General features: G+C 67.5%; 11 protein-coding genes and 1 pseudogene. 6 read left to right on the forward strand and 6 right to left on the reverse strand.

Features of this window, described 5'->3' with window-relative positions; translation table 11 throughout:
* Positions 1-211: 211 nt before the first annotated feature.
* Complete coding sequence (locus A6A40_RS27360; protein WP_108549010.1) at positions 212-3,064, reverse strand: beta strand repeat-containing protein; 2,853 nt, start codon at positions 3,062-3,064, stop codon at positions 212-214.
* A 487-nt stretch (positions 3,065-3,551) separates the two neighbouring features.
* Between A6A40_RS27360 and A6A40_RS27365 the strand changes: the two genes are divergently transcribed.
* From A6A40_RS27365 to A6A40_RS31940, 6 genes and pseudogenes are all read left to right on the forward strand, one after another.
* Positions 3,552-7,499, forward strand: a complete 3,948-nt coding sequence (locus A6A40_RS27365; protein ID WP_236784094.1) for a peptidase domain-containing ABC transporter — start codon at positions 3,552-3,554, stop codon at positions 7,497-7,499.
* 43 nt (positions 7,500-7,542) lie between these two features.
* Positions 7,543-8,868, forward strand: coding sequence for an HlyD family type I secretion periplasmic adaptor subunit (locus A6A40_RS27370; RefSeq protein WP_108549012.1), 1,326 nt, complete (start codon positions 7,543-7,545; stop codon positions 8,866-8,868).
* Between the two features lie 154 nt (positions 8,869-9,022).
* Positions 9,023-9,919, forward strand: a complete 897-nt coding sequence (locus A6A40_RS27375) for an alpha/beta hydrolase (RefSeq protein WP_236784095.1) — start codon at positions 9,023-9,025, stop codon at positions 9,917-9,919.
* A gap of 30 nt (positions 9,920-9,949) precedes the next feature.
* On the forward strand, positions 9,950-11,134 hold the full coding sequence (locus A6A40_RS27380; RefSeq protein ID WP_108549014.1) for an efflux RND transporter periplasmic adaptor subunit: 1,185 nt from the start codon (positions 9,950-9,952) through the stop codon (positions 11,132-11,134).
* Between the two features lie 24 nt (positions 11,135-11,158).
* On the forward strand, positions 11,159-12,369 hold a 1,211-nt coding region (locus A6A40_RS31935), incomplete at its 3' end, for an efflux RND transporter permease subunit (protein ID WP_236784158.1).
* A 1-nt stretch (position 12,370) separates the two neighbouring features.
* Positions 12,371-14,273 (forward strand): annotated as a pseudogene (locus tag A6A40_RS31940) (efflux RND transporter permease subunit); the annotation flags it as partial.
* 4 nt (positions 14,274-14,277) lie between these two features.
* Here the strand turns inward: A6A40_RS31940 and A6A40_RS27390 are convergent.
* The 5 genes from A6A40_RS27390 to A6A40_RS27410 form a co-directional block, all read right to left on the reverse strand.
* Entirely contained in the window at positions 14,278-15,330 is a 1,053-nt protein-coding gene (locus A6A40_RS27390) for a serine hydrolase domain-containing protein (RefSeq protein WP_108549015.1), read from the reverse strand.
* A 156-nt stretch (positions 15,331-15,486) separates the two neighbouring features.
* Positions 15,487-16,071 (reverse strand): hypothetical protein, encoded by a 585-nt coding sequence (locus tag A6A40_RS27395; protein ID WP_108549016.1) that lies wholly within the window; start codon positions 16,069-16,071, stop codon positions 15,487-15,489.
* 115 nt (positions 16,072-16,186) lie between these two features.
* Positions 16,187-19,081, reverse strand: a complete 2,895-nt coding sequence (gene polA, locus A6A40_RS27400; protein ID WP_108549017.1) for a DNA polymerase I — start codon at positions 19,079-19,081, stop codon at positions 16,187-16,189.
* Positions 19,082-19,184: 103 nt separating this feature from the next.
* The gene (locus A6A40_RS27405) at positions 19,185-19,931 is read right to left on the reverse strand and encodes a response regulator transcription factor (RefSeq protein ID WP_167562542.1); all 747 of its coding nucleotides are present in this window, start codon (positions 19,929-19,931) and stop codon (positions 19,185-19,187) included.
* 118 nt (positions 19,932-20,049) lie between these two features.
* Positions 20,050-20,868 (reverse strand): substrate-binding periplasmic protein, encoded by an 819-nt coding sequence (locus tag A6A40_RS27410; RefSeq protein WP_167562543.1) that lies wholly within the window; start codon positions 20,866-20,868, stop codon positions 20,050-20,052.
* Positions 20,869-21,324 lie beyond the last annotated feature (456 nt).

The raw sequence follows: 21,324 nt of genomic DNA on the forward strand, positions 1-21,324 counted from the left end.
GTGTCGGTCAATGCCGGGTTGATCGTCAGCGGAATCGCAGTGTCTTCATTTCCCACAGCCGCCTGGACCGTCAGCGTCGGCGTGTCCGACACCGGATCGACGGTGACGCGCAGCGTCTCGCTCCTGGTCGCGGCAACGGCGCTGCCGTCCTTGGCGATGGCCGTCACCGTCAGCGTGAAGTCGACGTCGCTGTTCGGCGGCGGCGTCAGGGTCAGCGAGCTGATCCTGGGTGAGCGTGATGGAGCCGCCGATAACCGTCAGCGCGCCGTTCAGGCACACCTTCGACCAGGATGCTCAGCGTCTCCGACCCGTCGGTGTCGGTCAGGGCCGGGCTGATCGTCAACGGGATCGCGCTGTCTTCGTTCCCGGTCGCAGCACTGACCGTCAGCGTCGGCGTGTCCGACACCGGGTTCACCGTCACCTGCAGCGCTTCGGTCCTGGTTGCGGCAACGGCGCTGCCGTCCTTGGCGATGGCGGTCACCGTCAGCGTGAAGTCGACATCGCTGTTCAGCGGCGGCGTGATTTTCAACCCGGCGAGCTGATCCTGGGTGAGCGTGATGGAGCCGCCGATAACCGTCAGCGCGCCGTTCAGATCGTTGGCGAGGACAGCGCCGGCCGGAATGCCGGAGATGGTGACGGTCAGCGCCTCGGTACCGTCGGTGTCGGTCAATGCCGGGTTGATCGTCAGCGGAATCGCAGTGTCTTCATTTCCCACAGCGGCCTGGACCGTCAGCGTCGGAGTGTCCGACACGGGGTTGACGGTCACCGACAGCGTCTGTGTTACAGAGACCGGGTCGGCAACGCCGTCCTTCGCCGTGGCAGTCACCGTCAGGTCGAAATCGACGTCGCTGTTCTGCGGCGGCGTTATGCTAAGGCCCCTCAACTGCGCCGGCGTCAGGGTAATCGACCCGTCGCCGATGATCAGCGCGTCGCCGGCCGCGTTGCTGAGGCTGGCGCCGGCCGGAATACCGCTGATTGTGATCGTCAGCGATTCCGACCCGTCCACGTCCGTCAGGGCAGGATCGATGGTCAGCGGAATGGCGGTGTCTTCGTTGCCGGTCGCGGCGCTGACGCTGAGAGTCGGCGTGTCGGTAATCGGCGTGACGGTGACACGCAGGGCAGCGCTGGTGCTGGCGGGATCGGCGCCGCCATCCCGCGCGGTGGCGGTGACGGTCAGCGTGAAGTCGACGTCGCTGTTCAGCGGCGGCGTAATCATAAGACCGGCCAACTGGCCGGGCGCCAGCGTGATGGAGCCGTTGCTGATCGTCAGCGTATCGCCTGCCGTGTTGCGCAGGCTGGCACCAACCGGGATGCCGCCGATGGTGATGCTCAAAGATTCCGAACCGTCGGTGTCGGTGAGGGCCGGATCGATGACCAACGGAATGCCGGTGTCCTCGTTTCCGGTCGCGGCGGTGACACTCAGTGTCGGGGTATCGGACACAGGATTGACGGTCACCCGAAGGGGGGCGCTGGTGCTGACCGGTGTGGCGGTGCCGTCGGTGGCGGTGGCCGTGACGGTCAGGGTGAAATCGGCATCGCTGTTCACCGGCGGCGTGATCGACAGGCCGTTCAGCTGCGCCGGAGACAGTGTTGCAGTGCCGTTCACAACTGTCAGCGCACCGCCGACATTGCGCAGCACCGCCCCGTCCGGAATGCCGGACAGCGTGATGGTCAGCGTCTCCGAGCCGTCGGTGTCGGTCAGGGCCGGGCTGATCGTCAACGGGATCGCCGTATCCTCGCTGCCGCTCGCCGCCGGGACGGCCAGGGTCGGCATGTCGGAAACCGGATTGACGCTCACCCGAAGGGGGGCGCTGGTGCTGGCCGGTGCTGCGGTGCCGTCGGTGCTGGTCGCCGTCACAGTCAGGGTGAAGTCGGCATCGCTGTTCACCGGCGGTATGATCGCCAATCCGGCAAGCTGACCCGGCGCCAGCGTGATGGAGCCGTTGGCAATCGTCAGCGTTTCGCCGGCCGCGTTGGTCAGGACAGCACCGGCCGGAATTCCGCCGATGGTGATGCTCAGCACCTCCGACCCGTCGGTGTCGGTCAGGGCCGGGCTGATGCTCAACGCAATCGCCGTGTCTTCCGCACCGATGGTGGCGGCAACGCTCAGGGTCGGGGTGTCGGACACCGGATTGACGGTGACCGGCAGCGTGGCGGTGACGCTGGTCGGGGCGGCGGTGCCGTCGGTGCTGGTCGCCGTGACGGTCAGGGTGAAGTTGTCGCCGCTGTTCGGCGGCGGCGTCAGGGTCAGGCCGGGAACCTGCGAGGAGGCCAGCAGGATGGTGCCGTTCACCACCGTCAGCATGGTGCCGGAGGCGTCGCGCAGAACCGCTCCGTCCGGGATGCCCGACAGCGTGACGGTCAGACTCTCGGTTCCGCCGGTGTCGGTCAGTGCGGCCGCGATGTTCAGGGCGATGGCCGTGTCTTCGTCACCGGACACGCCGTTCACCGTCAGGCTCGGCGCGTCCGACACCGGGGCCGCGGTCCCCGCATTGGGCTGGTCGCCGAGGGTCCCTACCCCATCCTGGAGAAGGACGGGCGTTGCAATGGCGGAAACCGTCCCATCGCTGAGGATCTGGTCGGGCGTCTCGGGAACGGGGATGTCGGACGGGAACGCCGGCAGTTCGGTGAAAGCGGTGGTCGTGCGTGCATTGGACAGCAACACCGCCCGCTCGACCGCAGCGCCGGTCGCATCGCGGCTCTCCTCCGTCGACGGTCCCGATCCGTCGGGTCCGGAGGGGCCGGAACCCAGCGTGCCTGTCGTGCGCAGCATGTCGCCGGCCAGCAGGCCGGTCATCGCCGCCTGGTCGGTCGCCACCGCCACCGACTCGCCGACCACCTCACCGGTCTGCACGGCGCCGCCGATCATCAACTCCTCGGCGCCGCGATAGTCGGTCTGGACATAGCCGAGCGTATCGTCGGGCCGCTGAAGGTCTACGGACCCTGCCTCGTGGATCACGCCGCTCAACCGGGTCGCGTCGACCTGCTGCAGGAGAGTCAGATCGTCCAGGATCTGACGGTCGTCGACCGCCGGACTCTTGCCCTGAACCGCTTCCTCAGCCATCGGACCGCTCCATAAGTCGGGGGCAAAATCGCGCCACGCCACTTGTCACGATCTTCGGTTCTAGCGCTCCTACTTGCTTGTGATAAGCAATTTCCTGTGATGATTTTCAACAACTTGGCTGACATCACGCCAGCCGGAGCGCCGCGGCCATAGGTGTACGAACGGACAAGAATCCTTTTATCATAATGGTTTAGTGCTCCTTTCGCGCAGTTTAACAAGGGGTGCACGCAGGAAGCTATGTCTCTCGGTTGCCATTTGTTGCTATTCGTGGATTTACCTATCACTAGCAATTGTGCTGTTGATTGGCTGCTCGGTTAACTCTGTGCCCAGGTTGGTCGTTTTGCAGTCCGCATCACCATCTGCCACCCGCATCGAACAGTCCGCCGCTTCCGCATCGGCGAAATCCTCCGCAGCCCGCGATAGGGCAGCGGAGAAGGCCGCGCGCCGCCTGCTGGCTGGCATGCTCGGTCCGCGTCGGGATCGGGCCATGCTGGTGCTCGCCTCCTTCGCGTTGAACGTCTTCGGGCTGGCGCTGCCGGTTACTCTGCTGCACGTCTACGACCGAATCCTGCCAAACGAGTCCTACGGCACCATGCTGCTGCTCGGCCTCGGCTGCGGCGCGGCGGCAGTGATGGAGGCAATCCTGCGGGTGGCGCGATCGGCGCTGACCACCTGGATGGGCGCCAGGATCGAACACCGGTCGAGCGCGTCGCTGATCGACCGGCTGATGCGGATGCCGCTGAACGCCTTTTCACAACAGGGGATCGGCACCCATTTCGAGGTCTACCGCGCCATCAAGATGGTGCGGGAGTTCTACTCCGGGCAGGCCCTGCAATCGGCCATCGACATCCCCTTTGCAGCGCTCTACCTGGGCCTGATCGCATTGTTGGCCGGCTGGCTGGTTCTGATCCCGCTGGGCGTTCTGGCGCTGTTCCTGGTCCTCGGTGCCATCCTGGGCCGGCGGATGCGCCGGGCGCTGGAGAACCGCCATATGCTGGAAGAGCGGCGCCTGAACTTCATCAGCGAGGTTCTGAGCGGCGTCCACACGGTCAAGGGGCTGGGGGCGGAGGCTGGTCTGCTGCGCCGCCATGAACGCCTTCAGCAGGGTTGCAGCGAGGAGGACTTCAACGTCGCCCGGCTGAGCGGGTCGGCCTCCGTCATCGCCACGACCCTGTCCCAGGCGACGATGATGCTGGTGGTCATCCTGGGCAGCGTGTCCGTCATCGACGGGATGATGACGACAGGCGTGCTCACCGCCTGCTCGATGCTGGCCGGGCGCTGTGTCCAGCCGGTGCAGTCCCTGTTCGACCGCTGGGTGCGCTATCAGTCGGTGTCGCTGTCGCTTCGCCGCATCGGCCATGTCCTGCTGGAGGTCGGGTCCGACGGCGGCACGCTGTGGTCAGGAGATGGGACCGGCGCCGCCGGCGCGGTGGCGGAGCCGCTCGTCCCCGGCACCATCGAGATGGACAAGGTCCGTTTCGCCTACGACCGCGGGCCCGAGATCCTGACCGACCTGTCGCTGACCGTCGGGCCGGGCGAGTTCCTGGGCGTCGTGGCGACCAATTCGACCGGCAAGACGACCCTGCTCCGCCTGATCCTGGGCGTGCTGCGGCCGAACTCCGGCGAGGTGCGGGTGGGCGTGCACAGCCGGACGGAAACCGACGCCATGACCGGTATCGGCGGCGTCGTTTATGTCGGCGAGCATCCGGAGCTTTTCAAAGGCACCATCCTGCAGAATCTGACCCTGTTCGACCCCGGCCGGGCCGATCTGGCGATGGAGGTCTGCCGGCGCCTCGGGCTCGACCGCCGGATCGCCAGCCTGCCGCAGGGCTACGAGACAATCGTCGGCGACGCCTCGCAGGAGGCGCTGCCGCGCGGCGCCCGCCAGATGATCTGCCTTGCCCGCGCCCTTGTCCGCGAACCGGCGGTGCTGCTGCTGGACGAGCCAAATTCCTCCCTCGACACCGAATCCGACAAGCAGTTCCGCCGGGCATTGGAAGAGATGCGTGGCAATGTCACCATCCTGCTTGTCACCAGCCGCCCATCGCTCCTGTCGTTGGCCGACCGGGTGGTGCAGATCGTCGACGGCCACGCGGTCAGCCGCAGCCCTGCAGGCAGCGAGTCCCCGGGCGGCCAGCCCGCCCTCACCGCCCCCAATCCGGCGCCATCGGCGGTCGGCGCGTCCGCCGCACCGGATGCCGGACCGATCCGCGCCGCCCATGACGACGCCGACATCCTGCGCCGCCGGCTGGCGGAAGCGTCGTCGGTGGGCGCCTGCATGGTGCCGTTGCTGGATGCGCTCGGCTGGCGCGGCGCTCCGCAGACACTGGCGGAGGCCCTGCCCCATTTTTCCGAGGTGCAGACGGTGGAGGAGCTGTGCGACGTCCTCCAGCGCCTGCATTTCGAAGGGCGCAGCCTGCGCATCGACCTCGCGCGGCCGGACCCGTCGCTGATGCCCTGCCTTTTCCGCAGCCGCGACGGCGGCGTCTACACGCTGCTGTCCGCCGACGCCGACGGGGTGGTCGCCTTCAGCGGGCAGTCGCGTGAGACGGTGACGCTGAATTTCGGCAAGGGCACCGCCTTCGTCTTTACCCCGCTGGAGGCGACCGCCGGCGCCGGGACGCAGAACTGGGTCGGCACCGTCATCCACGGCTATGTCCCGCTGCTGTGGGCCGTGCTGGGGTTGAGCGCCGTCATCAACCTGCTGTCGGTCGCCGCCCCGCTGTTCACCATGGCGATCTACGACAAGGTGATCGGCACCGGGTCCTTCGACACGCTCGCCACCATCGCGGTGGGAGCGGCGTTGGTGATCTGCGGCGACTTCGCCCTGCGCCAGATCCGCGGACGGGCGCTGGCCCATGCCGGGTCGCGCATCGCCCGCACCATCAGCAACGCCACGATCGAGCGCATCCTGATGCTGCCGGTGGGCATGAGCGAGCGCGCCGCCATCGGCACGCAGATCGCCCGGGTGAAGGATCTGGAATCGATCCGCGACTTCATCAGCCAGGGACAGGTCGCCGCCCTGTTCGACGTGCCCTTCGCCCTGTTCTACCTGGGCGTCATGGCCGTTCTGGGCGGGCCGTTGGCGCTGGTTCCACTGGCCGCCGTGCTGATCACCGCCGCCATTGGTGCCGCCGTACACCCGCTGGTGCGCGCCCGCACAGGAACCACCGCCCGCGCCGACACCGAACGGCAGGAGTTCTTCGTGGAGATGGTCGCCAAAATGCCGGCGTTGCGCGCCATCGGTGGCCTCGCCCATTGGCGCGACCGCTACGATCGCCTGTCCGCCCGCACTGCCCGGTCAGGCCACACCGCCGCCAACCTGTCGGCCACCCATGCGGCGCTTGCCGGGCTCGTCGTGCCGGTCGCCGGATTGGCCACCGTCGGTGTCGGCGCGCTCCAGGTCTTCACCGGCGCCATGACGCCGGGCGCGCTGATGGCGTCGATGATGCTGCTGTGGCGGGTGATGGTACCGTTGCAGACCGCCGTCTCGATGCTGCCGCGCATCGAGCAGTTGCGTGCGAACGCCCGCCAGATCAACGGCCTGATGAGCATCCGGCCTGAGCGCGAGCCGCGCTGCGCCACGCTGCAACCGCGCAAGCTGAAGGGTGAGGTGTCCTTCTCCCGCGTGTCGTTGCGCTACCGCAACGATGCAGATCCGGCGCTGGTCGGCGTGTCTTTCACGGTCAAGCCGGGTCAGATCGTCGCCATCGTCGGGCCGGACGGCGCCGGCAAGTCGTCGCTGCTGAAGGTGATGCTCGGGCTTTATGCGCCGCAGGCCGGCAACGTTCGCATCGACGGCGTCGACATCCGCCAGATGGACCCGATCGACCTGCGCAAGTCCATCGGCTATGTCCCGCAGGCCAGCACCCTGTTCTACGGCACCATCGCCCAGAACCTCCGCTTCGCCGATCAGACCGCCGACGTATCCGAACTGCGCTGGGCGCTGTCGCTGGCCGGCGCCCTGGACGAGGTTGAGGCGCTGCCCCGTGGTTTGGATACCCGCATCGGCGACAATCAATCGCTGCGCCTTTCGCCCAGCCTGACGCAGAAGATCTGCCTTGCCCGCGCCTATATCCGCCGGCCGCGCATCCTGCTGCTCGACGAACCGGCCAGCCGGCTGGACTTCGAGGGCGACAAGGCGTTGCATGCGGCGCTTTCGACACTGCGCGGGCACAGCACCATCTTCCTGGTCACTCACCGACCGAGCCATCTGACTCTCGCCGATACGGTGTTGACGATGGATGCCGGCATGATCGCCCCCGCCAGCCCGGCCGGCGGCCTGCCCGGCCCCCGGCCCATCGGTCCGGGGACGGGTCCAGGCGCCGGTCCGGCGGGTGGCGGCAGCGGAGTCGCCAACGGGATCGCCGGGGCGCTGCTGGGCGGGATCGGGCTGCAACGCCCGCCCGGCGTCGCCGCGGTGCCTCAACGCTGATCCGTGTCCTTCCCATTTTCCTTCGATCCCGTGTGAACGCATCATGGCTGCTGCTTCTGACCTCGCCCGCCCCACCGGCAAATCGCTCAGCGCCGACGATGCGATGCTGTCGCTGGTCCGCGCCACCATCCTCGTGCTTGTCCTGCTGATGGCGGCGCTGATGGCCTGGGCCACGATCATGCCGGTCAGGGAGGCCGTGGTCACCGCCGGGCAGGTGGTGCCTTCCGGCAACGCCCAGGTGGTCCAGCATCTGGAGGGCGGCATCGTGTCAACCATCCTGGTCAAGGAAACCGATCTGGTGGAGGCAGGCCAGCCGCTGCTCGTCTTCGATCCCAAGCAGGTCCAGGCGGAGCGGGAGCAGATGAACGCCCGCCTGCTGACGCTGGAATTGCGGGCGGAGCGGCTGCGCGCCTTCGCCGCGGGGCGGGAGCCGGATTTCGCGCGCGTCGCCGGCGCCGATACCCCCCAGTCCGAAGCACAGATCGCCGACCAGCGCCTGATCTACGACACCCAGCGTCAGGCCCGCGACACCGCCATCGCCGTGCTGCGCGCCCAGGTCTCCCAGCGCGAGGCGGAACTGGCGCTGTATGATGGACAGCTGGCGAGCATCAAGGACCAGATCACCTTCATCACCGGATCGGTCGACATCCGCAACAAGCTGGAATCCATGGGCCTGTCGTCCAAGCTGCAGTCGCTTGAGACCCAGCGCGAGCAATCCCGCCTGATGGGCGAGCAGCGGCGGATCGAGGGGCAGATCATCGCAACCCAGCAGGCGATCACCGAGGCCGGCAACCGCATCCTCGACCAGACGGCCAAGCTGGCGCAGGATGCGGTGACCGAAATGGGCACCGTCACCGCCGAGATCGCCCAGCTGCGCGAGGCCCGCGCCAAGCTGGACGACCGTTCCCAGCGGCTGACCGTGCTGTCGCCGGTGCGCGGGCTGGTGCAGGATCTGCGGGTCAACACCATCGGCGCCGTGGTGCCGGAAGGCGGCGTCCTGATGCAGATCGTCCCGGTCGACCACGAGATGACGGTGGAGGCCCATGTCACCCCGCGCGACGTCGGCCACCTTCATGTCGGGCAGGAGGCGACGGTCAAGGTGCTGACCTACGACTTCGCCCGCTACGGCGCCGTCACCGGCACGCTGCAGCGCATCTCCGCCACCACCTTCCTGGACGAGCAGCACCGTCCCTACTACAAGGCGGTCATCACGCTCCACCGCAACCATGTCGGCCGCGACGATGTCCAGCACCCGGTCCTGCCCGGCATGACGACCCAGGTGGAGATGACCACCGGCGAGCGGTCGCTGCTGGAATATCTGCTGAAGCCGATCTACTTCGCCCTGTCGGACAGCTTCAACGAGCGGTGAGGATCGGCGGCGCCGGCCCCACCCGACCAATGGCCGGCGATTGTTCATCCCAGCCGAATTGTGTTGCCGCTGACCCGGTATTTATTCGCATGCCTACGGGAGCCACACTCCACCGCACTGCAATGCGGGAGGGGTGCCACGGCACCGGACGGCGATGGAACGGTCGACGAGGACACAAGGAACGGGTACGGAGCGCGGCCGCGCACAGGGAACGGCACCCTGCCCCTTCGCGGTCGATGACCGGACCATCGCCGGCCATACCCAGGACATCCGGCTGCGGCTCTACCGGCCGCTGATCGGACTTGCGGTTCCGGCGCTGCTCTATCTGCATGGCGGCGGCTTCACGTCCGGCTCGCTGGAGGAGGCGGAGGAGACCGCGTCGGCCATCGCCGCCGAGACCCCGGCCCTGGTTGTGTCGGTCGGCTATTCCCTGGCGCCCGCCCACCCCTTCCCAACCGCCGCACAGGACGCCTACCGCGCGGCGCTGTGGACCGCCGGGGAGGCACGCTCGCTCCGGCTTGCCCGCGGCGGGCTGGGTGTTGTCGGCTATGATGCCGGCGGCCATGTCGCCACCTCCCTGACATTCCTCGCCCGCGACCTGGGCGGGGTCAGCCTCGCCGCTCAAGCGCTGCTCGGCCCGATGCTGGACCCGAGCCTGACGCGGGCCAGCCGCAGCGGCATCGGCGACACCGACGGCAAGGCCGCCACCACGGCCCGCCTGTTCGACAGCACCATGGCCGACTGTGCCCGCTGCTACCGCGCCTACCTGCCGGAGGCGGCGCAACGGTTGCACCCCTATGCTGCCCCGTTGGAATCGCGCCGGCTGGGCGGGCTGCCGCCGGCCCTGATCGTTACCGCCCAGAACGACATGCTGCGCACCGAGGCCGAGCAGTACGCCGCCGGCCTGATCGCCGCCGGCGTGCCGACCGAGGTCACCCGCTTTCCCGCCATCTCCCATGACGCCCTGCCCGGCCACAAGCCGGCGCTGCAGGCCGTCTCCGACTTCCTGCGCCGCCGGCTGCCTCGCTCGCTGCCCGCCGCGCGCGCCTGACATTTCCCTCCTCTTCCGGAGACAGACCCCATGACCAAGTCACGTTCCAAGCTCGCCCTCGTCCTGATCGCCGGTGTCGCCACGGCGGGGGCCGCCGGCATCGTCGTCAGCCAGGGCCATGCCGACGCCCCGCAGACGGCCGCAGCAGCCCCGCCCCCGCCGGAGGTGGACGTCGCCCCGGTGGTGGTGCGCAAGATCACCGACTGGCAGTCCTATTCCGGCCGTCTTGAGGCCGTCGACCGGGTCGAAGTGCGTCCCCAGGTGGCCGGCGCCATCACCGCCGTGCATTTCCGCAACGGCGCACTGGTCCGCCAGGGCGATGTTCTGTTTACCATCGACCCGCGCCCCTTCGCGGCGGAGGTCGCCCGCCAGGAGGCCCAGGTCGCCGCCGCCCAGGCCCGCGTCCGTTTCACCGCCTCCGACCTCGAACGCGCCCAGCGTCTGGTCCGCGACGACACCATTTCCCGCCAGTCGCTGGAGAGCAAGGAGAACGAGGCCCGCGCCGCCGCCGCCAACCTGAAGGCCGCACAGGCGGCGCTGGAGATCGCCCGCATCGACCTGGAGCACAGCCAGGTCCGTGCCCCGGTCTCCGGCCGCGTGTCGCGCGCCGAGGTGACGGTCGGCAACGTGGTGGCGGGCGGGGCCGCGGCGGCGCCGCTGACCACGCTGGTCTCTGTTTCGCCGATCTACGCCTCCTTCGACGTCGATGAGCAGACCTACCTGACCCACATCGCCGGGGTGAAGGACGCCGCGGGCGTGCCGGTGCAGCTGGGGCTGGCCAACGAGACGGGCTACTCCCGCGATGGCGCGGTCGAGCATGTCGACAACCGCATGGACGCCGCTTCCGGCACCATCCGCGTGCGCGCCCGCTTCGACAATGCCGACGGGCTGCTGGTCCCCGGCCTCTACGCCCGCATCAAGGTCGGCGGCAGCAAACCGCACGATGCGCTGATGGTGGACGACCGCGCCATCGGCACCGACCAGGACAAGAAGTTCGTCCTGGTGGTGGCGGAGGACGGCACCGTCACCTACCGCGCCATCGTCACCGGTGCCCATCAGGCCGGCTTGCGGGTGGTGAAGCGCGGGTTGGAGCCCGGCGAGCGCATCGTCGTCAACGGCCTGCAGCATGCCCGTCCCGGCAGCCGCGTCACCCCGCGCACGGTGGCGATGAACGGCACGCCGGAGCCCATCCGCACCGCATCCACGGCGCAATGATCCATACCCGCCGGGAGAGCCGTCATGAACATCTCTAAATTCTTCATCGACCGCCCGATCTTCGCGGGGGTCCTCTCCGTGGCGCTGTTCCTGGCGGGTGCGATCTCGCTGTTCCAGCTGCCGATCTCCGAATATCCGGAGGTGGTCCCGCCCTCCGTCGTCGTCCGGGCGCAGTATCCGGGCGCCAACCCAAAGGTCATCGCCGAGACCGTCGCCGCTCCGCTTGAGGAGCAGATCAATGGCGTCGAGAACATGCTGTACATGCAGTCGCAGGCCAACAGCGACGGCAACATGGCGCTGACCGTCACCTTCCGGCTCGGCACCGACCCGGACAAGGCGCAGCAGCTGGTGCAGAACCGCGTCTCCCAGGCGCTGCCCCGCCTGCCGGATGATGTCCAGCGGCTGGGCGTGACGACGGTGAAGAGTTCGCCGACGCTGACCATGGTCGTGCATCTGCTGTCGCCCAACGACCGCTACGACATGACCTACCTGCGCAACTACGCCATCCTGAACGTCAAGGACCGGATCAGCCGCATCCAGGGCGTCGGCGAGGTGCAGGTGTGGGGTGCCGGCGACTATTCGATGCGGGTCTGGCTCGACCCCAACAAGGTGGCGGAGCGCGGCCTGACCGCGTCCGATGTGGTGGCGGCGATCCGCGAGCAGAATGTCCAGGTCGCTGCCGGCGTCATCGGCGCCTCCCCCAGCCTGCCGACCACGCCGCTGCAGTTGTCGATCAACGCGCAGGGCCGCCTGAAGACGGTGGACGAGTTCGCCGGCATCGTGCTGAAGATCGGCAAGGACGGCGGCGTCACCTACCTGCGCGACGTGGCGCGGGTCGAATTGGCTGCCTCGCAATATGGCCTGCGGTCACTGCTGGACAACAAGCCGGCGGTGGCGCTGGGCATCAACCAGTCGCCGGGCGCCAACGCACTGGCGATCTCCGACGCGATCCGCACGACGATGGCGGAGCTGAAGGCCGACATGCCCGATGGAGTCGATTTCTCCATCGTCTACGACCCGACCCAGTTCGTGCGGTCGAGCATCGACGCGGTGATCCACACACTGCTGGAGGCCATCGCCCTCGTGGTTCTGGTGGTCATCGTCTTCCTGCAGACCTGGCGAGCGTCGATCATCCCGCTGCTGGCCGTGCCGGTGTCGATCGTCGGCACCTTCTCGCTCATGCTTCTGCTGGGCTATTCGATCAACGCGCTGTCGTTGTTCGGCATGGTGCTGGCNGGCCAAGGAAGCCACCTACAAGGCGATGCAGGAGGTCAGCGGGCCGATCATCGCCATCGCCCTGACGCTGGTCGCCGTCTTCGTGCCGCTGGCCGCCATGACCGGCCTGTCCGGCGAGTTCTACAAGCAGTTCGCGATGACCATCGCGATCTCCACCGTCATCTCGGCCTTCAACTCGCTGACCCTGTCGCCGGCCCTGTCGGCGGTGCTGCTGCGCGGCCATGACCAGCCGCAGGATTGGCTGACCCGCGCCATGAACCGGGTGTTCGGCGGCTTCTTCCGCCTGTTCAACCGGGTGTTCCACCGCGCCTCCACCGGCTATGGCCGCGGCGTCGGCGGGGTGGTTCGGCACAAGGGCATGATGATGCTGGTCTATGTGCTGCTGCTGGGCGCCACCGTCCTGCTCGGCCGTGCGGTGCCGATGGGCTTCGTCCCGGCGCAGGACAAGGAATACCTGATCAGCTTCGCCCAGCTTCCCAACGGCGCCTCGCTCGACCGCACCGAGGCGGTGATCCGCGAGATGACCGACATCGCCCTCAAGCAACCGGGCGTGCAGAGCGCCGTCGCCTTCCCCGGCCTGTCGGTCAACGGCTTCACCAACAGCTCCAGCGCCGGCATCGTCTTCGTCACGCTGAAGCCCTTCGCCGAGCGCGGCGACGCCAGCCTGTCGGCCAACGCCATCGCCAGCACCCTGCAGATGCGCTATGCCGGCCTGAAGGAGGCCTTCGTCGCCATCTTCCCGCCGCCGCCGGTGATGGGCCTCGGCACGCTGGGCGGCTTCAAGATGCAGCTGGAGGATCGCGGAGCGCTGGGCTACGAGGCGCTGAACGCGGCGGTCGGCGCCTTCGTCACCAAGGCGATGCAGACGCCGGAGCTGGGACCGACCTTCTCCAGCTACCAGATCAACGTGCCGCAGTTGGACGTCGATCTCGACCGGGTGAAGGCCAAGCAGCAGGGCGTGGCGGTCGGCGAGGTGTTCGACACCATGCAGATCTATCTGGGTTCGCTCTACGTCAACGACTTCAACAGCTTCGGCCGCGTCTACCAGGTGCGGGTGCAGGCGGACGCGCCGTTCCGGGCCGAGTCCGGCGACATCGGCCTCCTGAAGACCCGCAACGATCGCGGCGACATGGTGCCGCTGTCCTCGCTGGTCCGGGTGTCGCCCAGCTACGGGCCGGAGATGGTGGTGCGCTACAACGGCTACACCGCCGCCGACATCAACGGCGGACCGGCGCCGGGCTTCTCCTCCGGTCAGGCGCAGGCGGCGGCAGAACGCATCGCGGCGGAAACCCTGCCCCGCGGCGTGCGGTTCGAGTGGACCGACCTGACCTATCAGCAGATCCTGGCCGGCAACTCCGCGCTGTGGGTGTTCCCGATCAGCATCCTCTTGGTCTTCCTGGTGCTGGCGGCGCAGTATGAGAGCCTGACCCTGCCGCTGGCGATCCTGATGATCGTGCCGATGAGCCTGATGTCGGCGCTGGCCGGCGTGTGGATCACCGGCGGCGACAACAACATCTTCACCCAGATCGGCTTCATGGTTCTGGTCGGCCTGTCCGCCAAGAACGCCATCCTGATCGTGGAGTTCGCCCGCGAATTGGAGGAGCAGGGCCGCAGCACAATCCAGGCCGCCATCGAGGCCAGCCGCCTGCGCCTGCGCCCGATCCTGATGACCTCCATCGCCTTCATCATGGGCGTGGTGCCGCTGGTGACCTCCACCGGCGCCGGATCGGAGATGCGGCATGCCATGGGTGTGGCGGTGTTCGCCGGCATGATCGGCGTCACCCTGTTCGGTCTGGTGCTGACCCCGGTCTTCTACGTCCTGCTGCGCCGGCTGGCCGGCGCGAAGGTGGAGCGGTCGGCGGACATCCCCGCCACCCCCGCGGGAGCGGTGACGCACCACTGACCGCTTACCGTCTGAACACTTCCTCCGCCACGGCATCCAGCAGGGCCTCGTCGCTCTGCTGGTTTCCGTTCGTCAGGAAGATCAGAGCGGTGCGGCGGCCGGGGTAATAGCGGACATCGGCCTCGAACCCGTCATAGCGGCCGTCATGGCCGACGCCGCGCCCCCAGCGGTCCTTCCACAGCGCGACGCCCAGCCCCTGCCCCTCCTCGTTCTCCGACGGGGTCATCATCCGCCGGACCGTCTCGGGCTTCAGCAAGCGGTTGTCGCGGAACAGGGCGAAGACGAAGCGCTCCAGATCGCCGGCAGTGGTGACCAGCGGCCCGTCGCCGGTGGTCGCCGCCCAGGATCTGCGGCTGACGTCGCCATCTTCGGTATAGCCATGGGCAAGGCTGCGGTCGCGCGGATCGGCGCCGACGGTGGTCGAGCCCATCCCGGCCCGGTCGATCACCCGATTCCGCAGCACCTGCGCGAAGGGAACGCCGTCGCGCAGCCCCGCGATGTGGCCGAGCAGGACATAGTTGCTGTTGGAATATTCGTAATGCCCGCCGACCGGCCCTGTCGCCTCCTCCCCCGCCGCATAGGCGAGCAGAGCGCCGTTGCGCGGCAGTCGCTCCGGCTTGGCCGCCTCGTCCTCTTCATAGGCATCGGTGATGTAGTCGGGAATGCCCGAGCTGTGGTCGAGCAGATGGACCAGCTGCGCCCGGTTGACATTGGCGACCTTGCCCAGCGGCAGGTCCGGCGCCAAGTGCCGGACCTGCTGGTCGAGCGAGAGCAGCCCCTCCTCTACCTGCTGCAGCACGGCGGCGGCGGTCGCCATCTTTCCGACGGAGGCGACATAGAAGCGCGTCTCCTCCGTGACCGGCCGCTCGCCGCGCCGGTCGGCGATGCCGGAGACGACGACGCGCCGTATGTCGGGACCGGACACCAGCAGGACGCCGCCGTCGAGTTCCTCCTCGGCAAGAAAGCGGTCGAGGAGGCGCTGCAGGCGGTCGGCTGCGTGGGCGGACGGGGCCGCGGAGCCCAGCAGGAGTGCAATGGCCAAGGTCAGCCGGAGCAAGCGCCCATGCCGGGCGGAAGCCCCGTCCTTCCGGCCTTTTCCATCCCTCTGCATTGCCCTGCCCCCTCGTAGCCCGGCGGAGTTACGCCAAAAGCGGTGTCCGGTTTCGAGGCTGCGCAGGGCAATCGAGAACCGGCAAGGGGTGGGAGCCGCGGATCAGGTGAAGCTGTCGCCCAGACCGAGGTTCTTCAGAGAGAACCCGGCCTCCTTGCAGGTCTGGCGGATCTTGCGGACGGCAGCCAGCAGTTCCTTGCTATGACTGAGGGTCGGCGGCGTCCGGACAATCTGCGCGAACAGCTCCTGGTTCATCTGGTATCTCAATATGTTCTTAGGATCGCTTTCCAGATGCAGCAGAAACATGTCGTCGAAGATGTTGCTGTCGACGGTGCGGGTGCTAGACGTCTTCACCCGCTTGAACCAGCTCATGCTCTTAGCCAGCTTCGAATTCTGTTCGACCGTCTTCATTTCACTGGCGAGCTTTGCGTAGGCGGCGCTGTCGTCTTCCCTGTCGCCCAGGAACATCTTGAAGATGCAAATCGCCTTGGTCTTGGTCGGTTCGGCGCGGAAATCCAGCACCATCCAGGGGAACAGCAACCGCTTGAGACGGTCTATCGAAGTCTCGATGGAATCCACGTCCATCTTCTTGGCGATCGCGCCCTGGCTTCGCGACAATGCGGCATGGACCAGGGCACGGCGGGTATCGGCCGGCGCAAAGGCGACAGTCTGGGCAACGGACGTCACTTGTAACCCCTCCTCATCAAAGGGATATTTTCGATCCGTTCGGGCTAACACACATAACTATGCTGACTCAATAAATTGCGGCCGGCGCGGCAGGTGCGGGAGCCGACCCTACCCCTCAATGCGCCTCCTCCCAATTGTCCCCGATCCCCGCCTCCGCCACCAGCGGCACGCCAAGATGGGCCGCACCCTCCATCACCCCGCGCACGATGCGCGCCGCGTCCTCGGCCTCCGCTTCCGGCACCTCGAACAGCAGTTCGTCATGCACCTGCAAAAGCATCCGCGCGTTGCTCCCCGCCGCGGCCAATGCGCCCGGCATGCGGTTCATGGCGCGCTTCATGATGTCGGCGGCGGTGCCCTGGATCGGGGCGTTGATGGCCTGACGCTCGGCGAAGGCGCGGCGGGCGGCGTTCTTGTCCTGGATGCCGGGCATGTAGCAGCGGCGGCCGAACAGCGTCACCACATAGCCGTGCTGGCGGGCGAAGCTCTTGATCGACTCCATCCACACCTTCAGCTCGTGGAAGCGCTCCAGATAGGTCTTGATGAAGGCGTTGGCCTCGCCGGGCGCGATGCCCAGCTGGCGGCCCAGGCCGAAGCCGGAGATGCCGTAGATGATGCCGAAGTTGATCGCCTTTGCCTTGCGGCGGATGTCCGGCGTCATCTGCTCCAGCGGGATGCCGAACACCTGGGCGGCGGTCGCGGCGTGAATGTCCAGGCCGTCGCGGAAGGCGTCCTGCAGCGCCTGGATGTTCGCCATCTCCGCCACCAGACGCAGCTCGATCTGCGAATAGTCGACGCTCAGCAGCTTGTGGCCGGGAGACGCCACGAAGGCGCGGCGGATCTTCTTGCCCTCCTCCGTCCGCACCGGGATGTTCTGCAGGTTGGGATCCGTGGAGGACAGGCGGCCGGTGTTGGTCGCCGCCAGCGCGAAGGCGGTGTGGACCCGGCCGGTGACGGGGGAGATCTTCTCCTGCAGCGCGTCGGTATAGGTGCTCTTCAGCTTTGCGAGCTGGCGCCAGTCCAGAACGCGCTGGGCGATGGTGTGGCCCTGCTCCGCCAGCTCCTCCAGCACGCTGCTGTCGGTGGAATAGGCGCCGGTCTTGCCCTTCTTGCCGGTGCCCAGCTTCAGCGTGTCGAACAGGATCTCGCCCAGCTGCTTGGGAGAGCCGATGTTGAAGCTCTGGCCGGCCAGCGCGTGGACGTCCTTCTCGATCTCGGCGAGGCGGATGGACAGGCTCTGCGACAGGTCGGACAGCGCCTTCTTGTCGATGCGCACGCCGGCGCGCTCCATGTCGGCCACCACCGGGACCAGCGGGCGGTCCAGCGTCTCATAGACGGTGACCATGCGGTCGTCGACCAGCCGCGGCTTCAGCAGCGTCCACAGGCGCAGCGTGATGTCGGCATCCTCGGCGGCATAGGCCAGCGCCTTGTCCAGCGGCACGCGGTCGAAGGTGATCTGGCTCTTGCCAGTGCCGCAGACCTCCTTGAAGGGGATCGGCGTATAGGCGAGGTGCAGTTCCGCCAGCTCGTCCATGCCGTGGCCGTGGGCGCCGCCGTCCAGCACATAGGAGATCAGCATGCTGTCGTCCACCGGCGACACCGCGATGCCGTTGCGGGCGAACAGCTGGTGGTCGAACTTGAAGTTGTGGCCGATCTTCAGGACCGACGGGTCCTCCAGCACGTCCTTCAGGATCGCCATCGCTTCGGTCGTCGGGATCTGCACCGGCGGCGGCGGGGCGTCGAAATCAAGCTGGCCGGCGGCGGCAGTGGACGAACCATGCGCCAGCGGGATGTAGCAGGCAATGCCCGGCTCGGTCGACAGCGACACGCCGACCAGCGTGGCGGTGGCCGGGGTCAGGCTGTCCGTTTCGGTATCCACCGCCAGCACGCCGGTCTCGCGGGCGCGCTCGACCCAGCGGCGCAGCGTGTCGGCGTCCTGCACCAGCTCGTAACGCACCTCCGGCACATTCAGCACCGTCTTGCGGGCCGGGCGCTCCCCCGCTTCCCCGGACGGCGCGGCGGCGGGATCCTTCGCCGCGGGGGCGGCCGAGGTGGGGGCGGCGGATGATCCGGCACCGTCGGCGATGCGGCCGTCCTTCAGCATCTCCATCTCGACGCGCGAGACGATGCTGCGGAAGCCCTGGGCGCGCAGGAAATCGATCAGGCGCTGGTGATCGGGCTCGCGCACGCGCAGCTCGTCCAGCGGCTTGGGCGGCGGCACATTCTCGTCCAGCAGAACCAGGCGGCGGGAGATGCGGGCCTGCTCGGCGAACTCGATCAGCTTCTGGCGGCGGGCCGGCTGCTTGATCTTATCGGCATTGGCCAGCAGGGCTTCCAGATCGCCATATTCGGTGATCAGCTGGGCCGCGGTCTTCACGCCGATGCCCGGCACGCCGGGGACATTGTCGACGCTGTCGCCGGCCAGCGCCTGGACGTCCACCACCTTGTCCGGCGCGACTCCGAACTTCTCGAACACCTCGTCGGGGCCGATGGTCTTGTTCTTCATCGGGTCGAACATGCCGACACCGGGACGAACCAGCTGCATCAGGTCCTTGTCGGACGAAACGATGGTGACCTGACGCCCCGCCTCCTGCGCCAGCCGGGCATAGGTGGCAATCAGATCGTCGGCCTCATAGCCTTCCAGCTCCAGGCAGGGCAGGCAGAAGGCCTCCGTCGCCTCGCGAATCAGGGCGAACTGCGGCTTCAACTCCTCCGGCGGTTCCGGACGGTGGGCCTTGTAGTCGGGATAGAACTCGTTGCGGAAATTCAGGCGCTTGCTGTCGAAGACGACCGCCACCGCCTCCGCCCTGGCGTCGGCCAGCAGCTTCAGCAGCATGTTGGAGAAGCCCAGCACCGCGTTGACCGGCGTGCCGTCCGGCCGCGTCAGCATCGGCAGCGCATGGAAGGCGCGGAAGATGAAGCCGGAGCCGTCGACCAGATACAGCCCGCTGCCGTCGCCATTTGAGGCGGTGCCGGAGGCGTCGTTCTGGGAGGCAGCGGTGGCGTCGGTCATGATGGTCTCTCGTCCCTTCCTTGCGGGCGCCACCATCGCCGAAGGAGGCCCGTGAGTCGAGTGCCGAGACGGATATCAGGGGCCGGAGAACAGGGGGCGGGAATCAGGACGTGCTGTCCTCGACCACGCTGCTGACCACCGGGCCGACGAAGGCATAGCCGACGCCGTGCACCGCCTGAACCGGCAGGGGGCAGCCGCTGCGTTCCTCCACCTTGATGCGCAGGCGGCGCACCAGCGAATCGATGGAGCGGCTGTAGGGATCCCAGTCGCGGCCCGTCAGCGCCACCGAGATATCCTGACGGCTCACCGGCTCGCCGGGAACGGTGACCAGCAGCGAGAGGAACTTGAACTCGGTCGCGGTCAGCGGCACGGCGGCGCCGGTCGGCGGTTGGATGCGCCATTCGATGTCGTCGAAGACCCAGGCCCTGCGCGCGTCGGCCGCAGGAGCGGCGGGCGGCGGCTCCGGTGCAGCGAGCGGGGCGACCCCCTTCTGCATCCGGCGCATCAGCGCCTTGACCTGCGCCTCGACCTCGCGGAAATCCACGGGCTTGACCAGATAGACATCGGCCCCCAGTTCCAACCCGATGACCCGATCGATCAGGCTGGACCGCGCCGTCAGCATGATGATGGCGGCATGGGACGACGCGCGGATGCGCCGCGCGACCGAAAAGCCGTCCTCATCGGGCAGATTGACGTCGAGTACGATGACGTCGGCAGGGCCGCCTTCCAGCAGCCGGTCCAGTTCCGCGCCGCGCGACGCTCCCCGCACCTCGAATCCGCAGCGGTCGAGATATTCGACGAGGTCGTCACGAAGGTCGGCTTCGTCCTCGACCACAATGATCCGGGCCACGACGCCTATGCCCCCATTCACATTCGTATGAAGTTATCTTAAACACCCAGTCGGGTTACGCAAACCCAATCAATAGGATCAGACCAAACCGGGTCTGCACAAGATCGGATCCGCCACCTTACCTCTCGGACAGGTACTGGTCGCCGACGGTGGCGGCGTAGCGCGCTACCGCAGCCTTGTCGATGGCATCGATCCGGCCCTTCCCCTTCAGCTCCGCAAGGCAGCGGTCGAAGTCGCCCCGTAGCGACTCGTCGCGGAACACCATGCTGTAGGGTGTCGGCGGGAAGATGGCGGTGAATTGCACCGGCTGGCCGGGGTCGAAGGGCAGACCGCCGCCCGCCTTCGCCTTGTCCTGCAGCTGACGGTTGTATTCGGCGAAGATCAGCCCGTCCGCCAGAACAGCGTCGACCCGGCCGGCGAACAGCAGATTGGAATGAACCATCTGGTCGGCGCGCTCGCGGAAGTCGGAGAAACTCGGGATCGCATCCCGCAGGCCGGGCAGGACATCGGGGGCGCCCGTGAAGGTGATCACCCGCTTGCCTGCCAGATCGGCCAGCGTCTTCACGGTCAGGCCACTGCTCCTCAGCACCGACGCGCCGTTCTGGTAGAGGATATATGGGGCGGAGCGCGCACCCGGCATCTCCATGCCAGCCGGCACGGTGGTGACGGCGTCAACCTTGGCACCGTCGCGGAAATCGTTCCAATGGCGGCCGAAGGGCACGACCTTGAACTGCGCCTCATGCCCGCAGGCCGCCAGTGTCTCGGCGATGATGGAGGCTTCCCGCCCGGTGCCGGCGGCCGTCATCATCGGCGGCAACTCCGGCGCCATCACCGTGACCGGACGGGCCGCGGCCGGTGATGCGGCCAGGAGAAGGGCGGCGGCGAGCGTGGCGGAAATGACCCCTGCGGCACCGAATGCACGAACATCGAACGCCATCCTTCGCCCTCCACCGTTGCGGTCCAGGCCGCGACCGTCCTACCGGGATGCGGCGGACGGGAAGGTAGCATGGGCGACTGCGCGGCCGTACAGCGAAAATCCCATTTTGGGGCAACGGCTTGGTGCTGCTCACCCCACCATTTGGCCGGCAATCGTCACAGTTCGATTCAATTGGACGACATTGGTCGCCCTCGGTTGCCGGTCGTTCCCATTTTCCCAGGCTTCCTGATAATGAAGCAAGGCATTGCCGAATGTTATTTCACGACTGGATAAAACGATCATGCTATGGATGGGTCGATCCGCCACATGCATCATGCCCGCCGGCTGTTATCGATGACTGTCGGCGCGCCACACGCAGGGGTGGAATTGCCGATGGGCGTGGGACTGCCGCACTCCCGGTCGACCGCACCGGGTCTACCGTGAAGACCGTCATGAACGACCACGCTCCGGTCAGCC

It is taken from the genome of Azospirillum humicireducens (assembly GCF_001639105.2).
GTDB lineage: Bacteria > Pseudomonadota > Alphaproteobacteria > Azospirillales > Azospirillaceae > Azospirillum > Azospirillum humicireducens.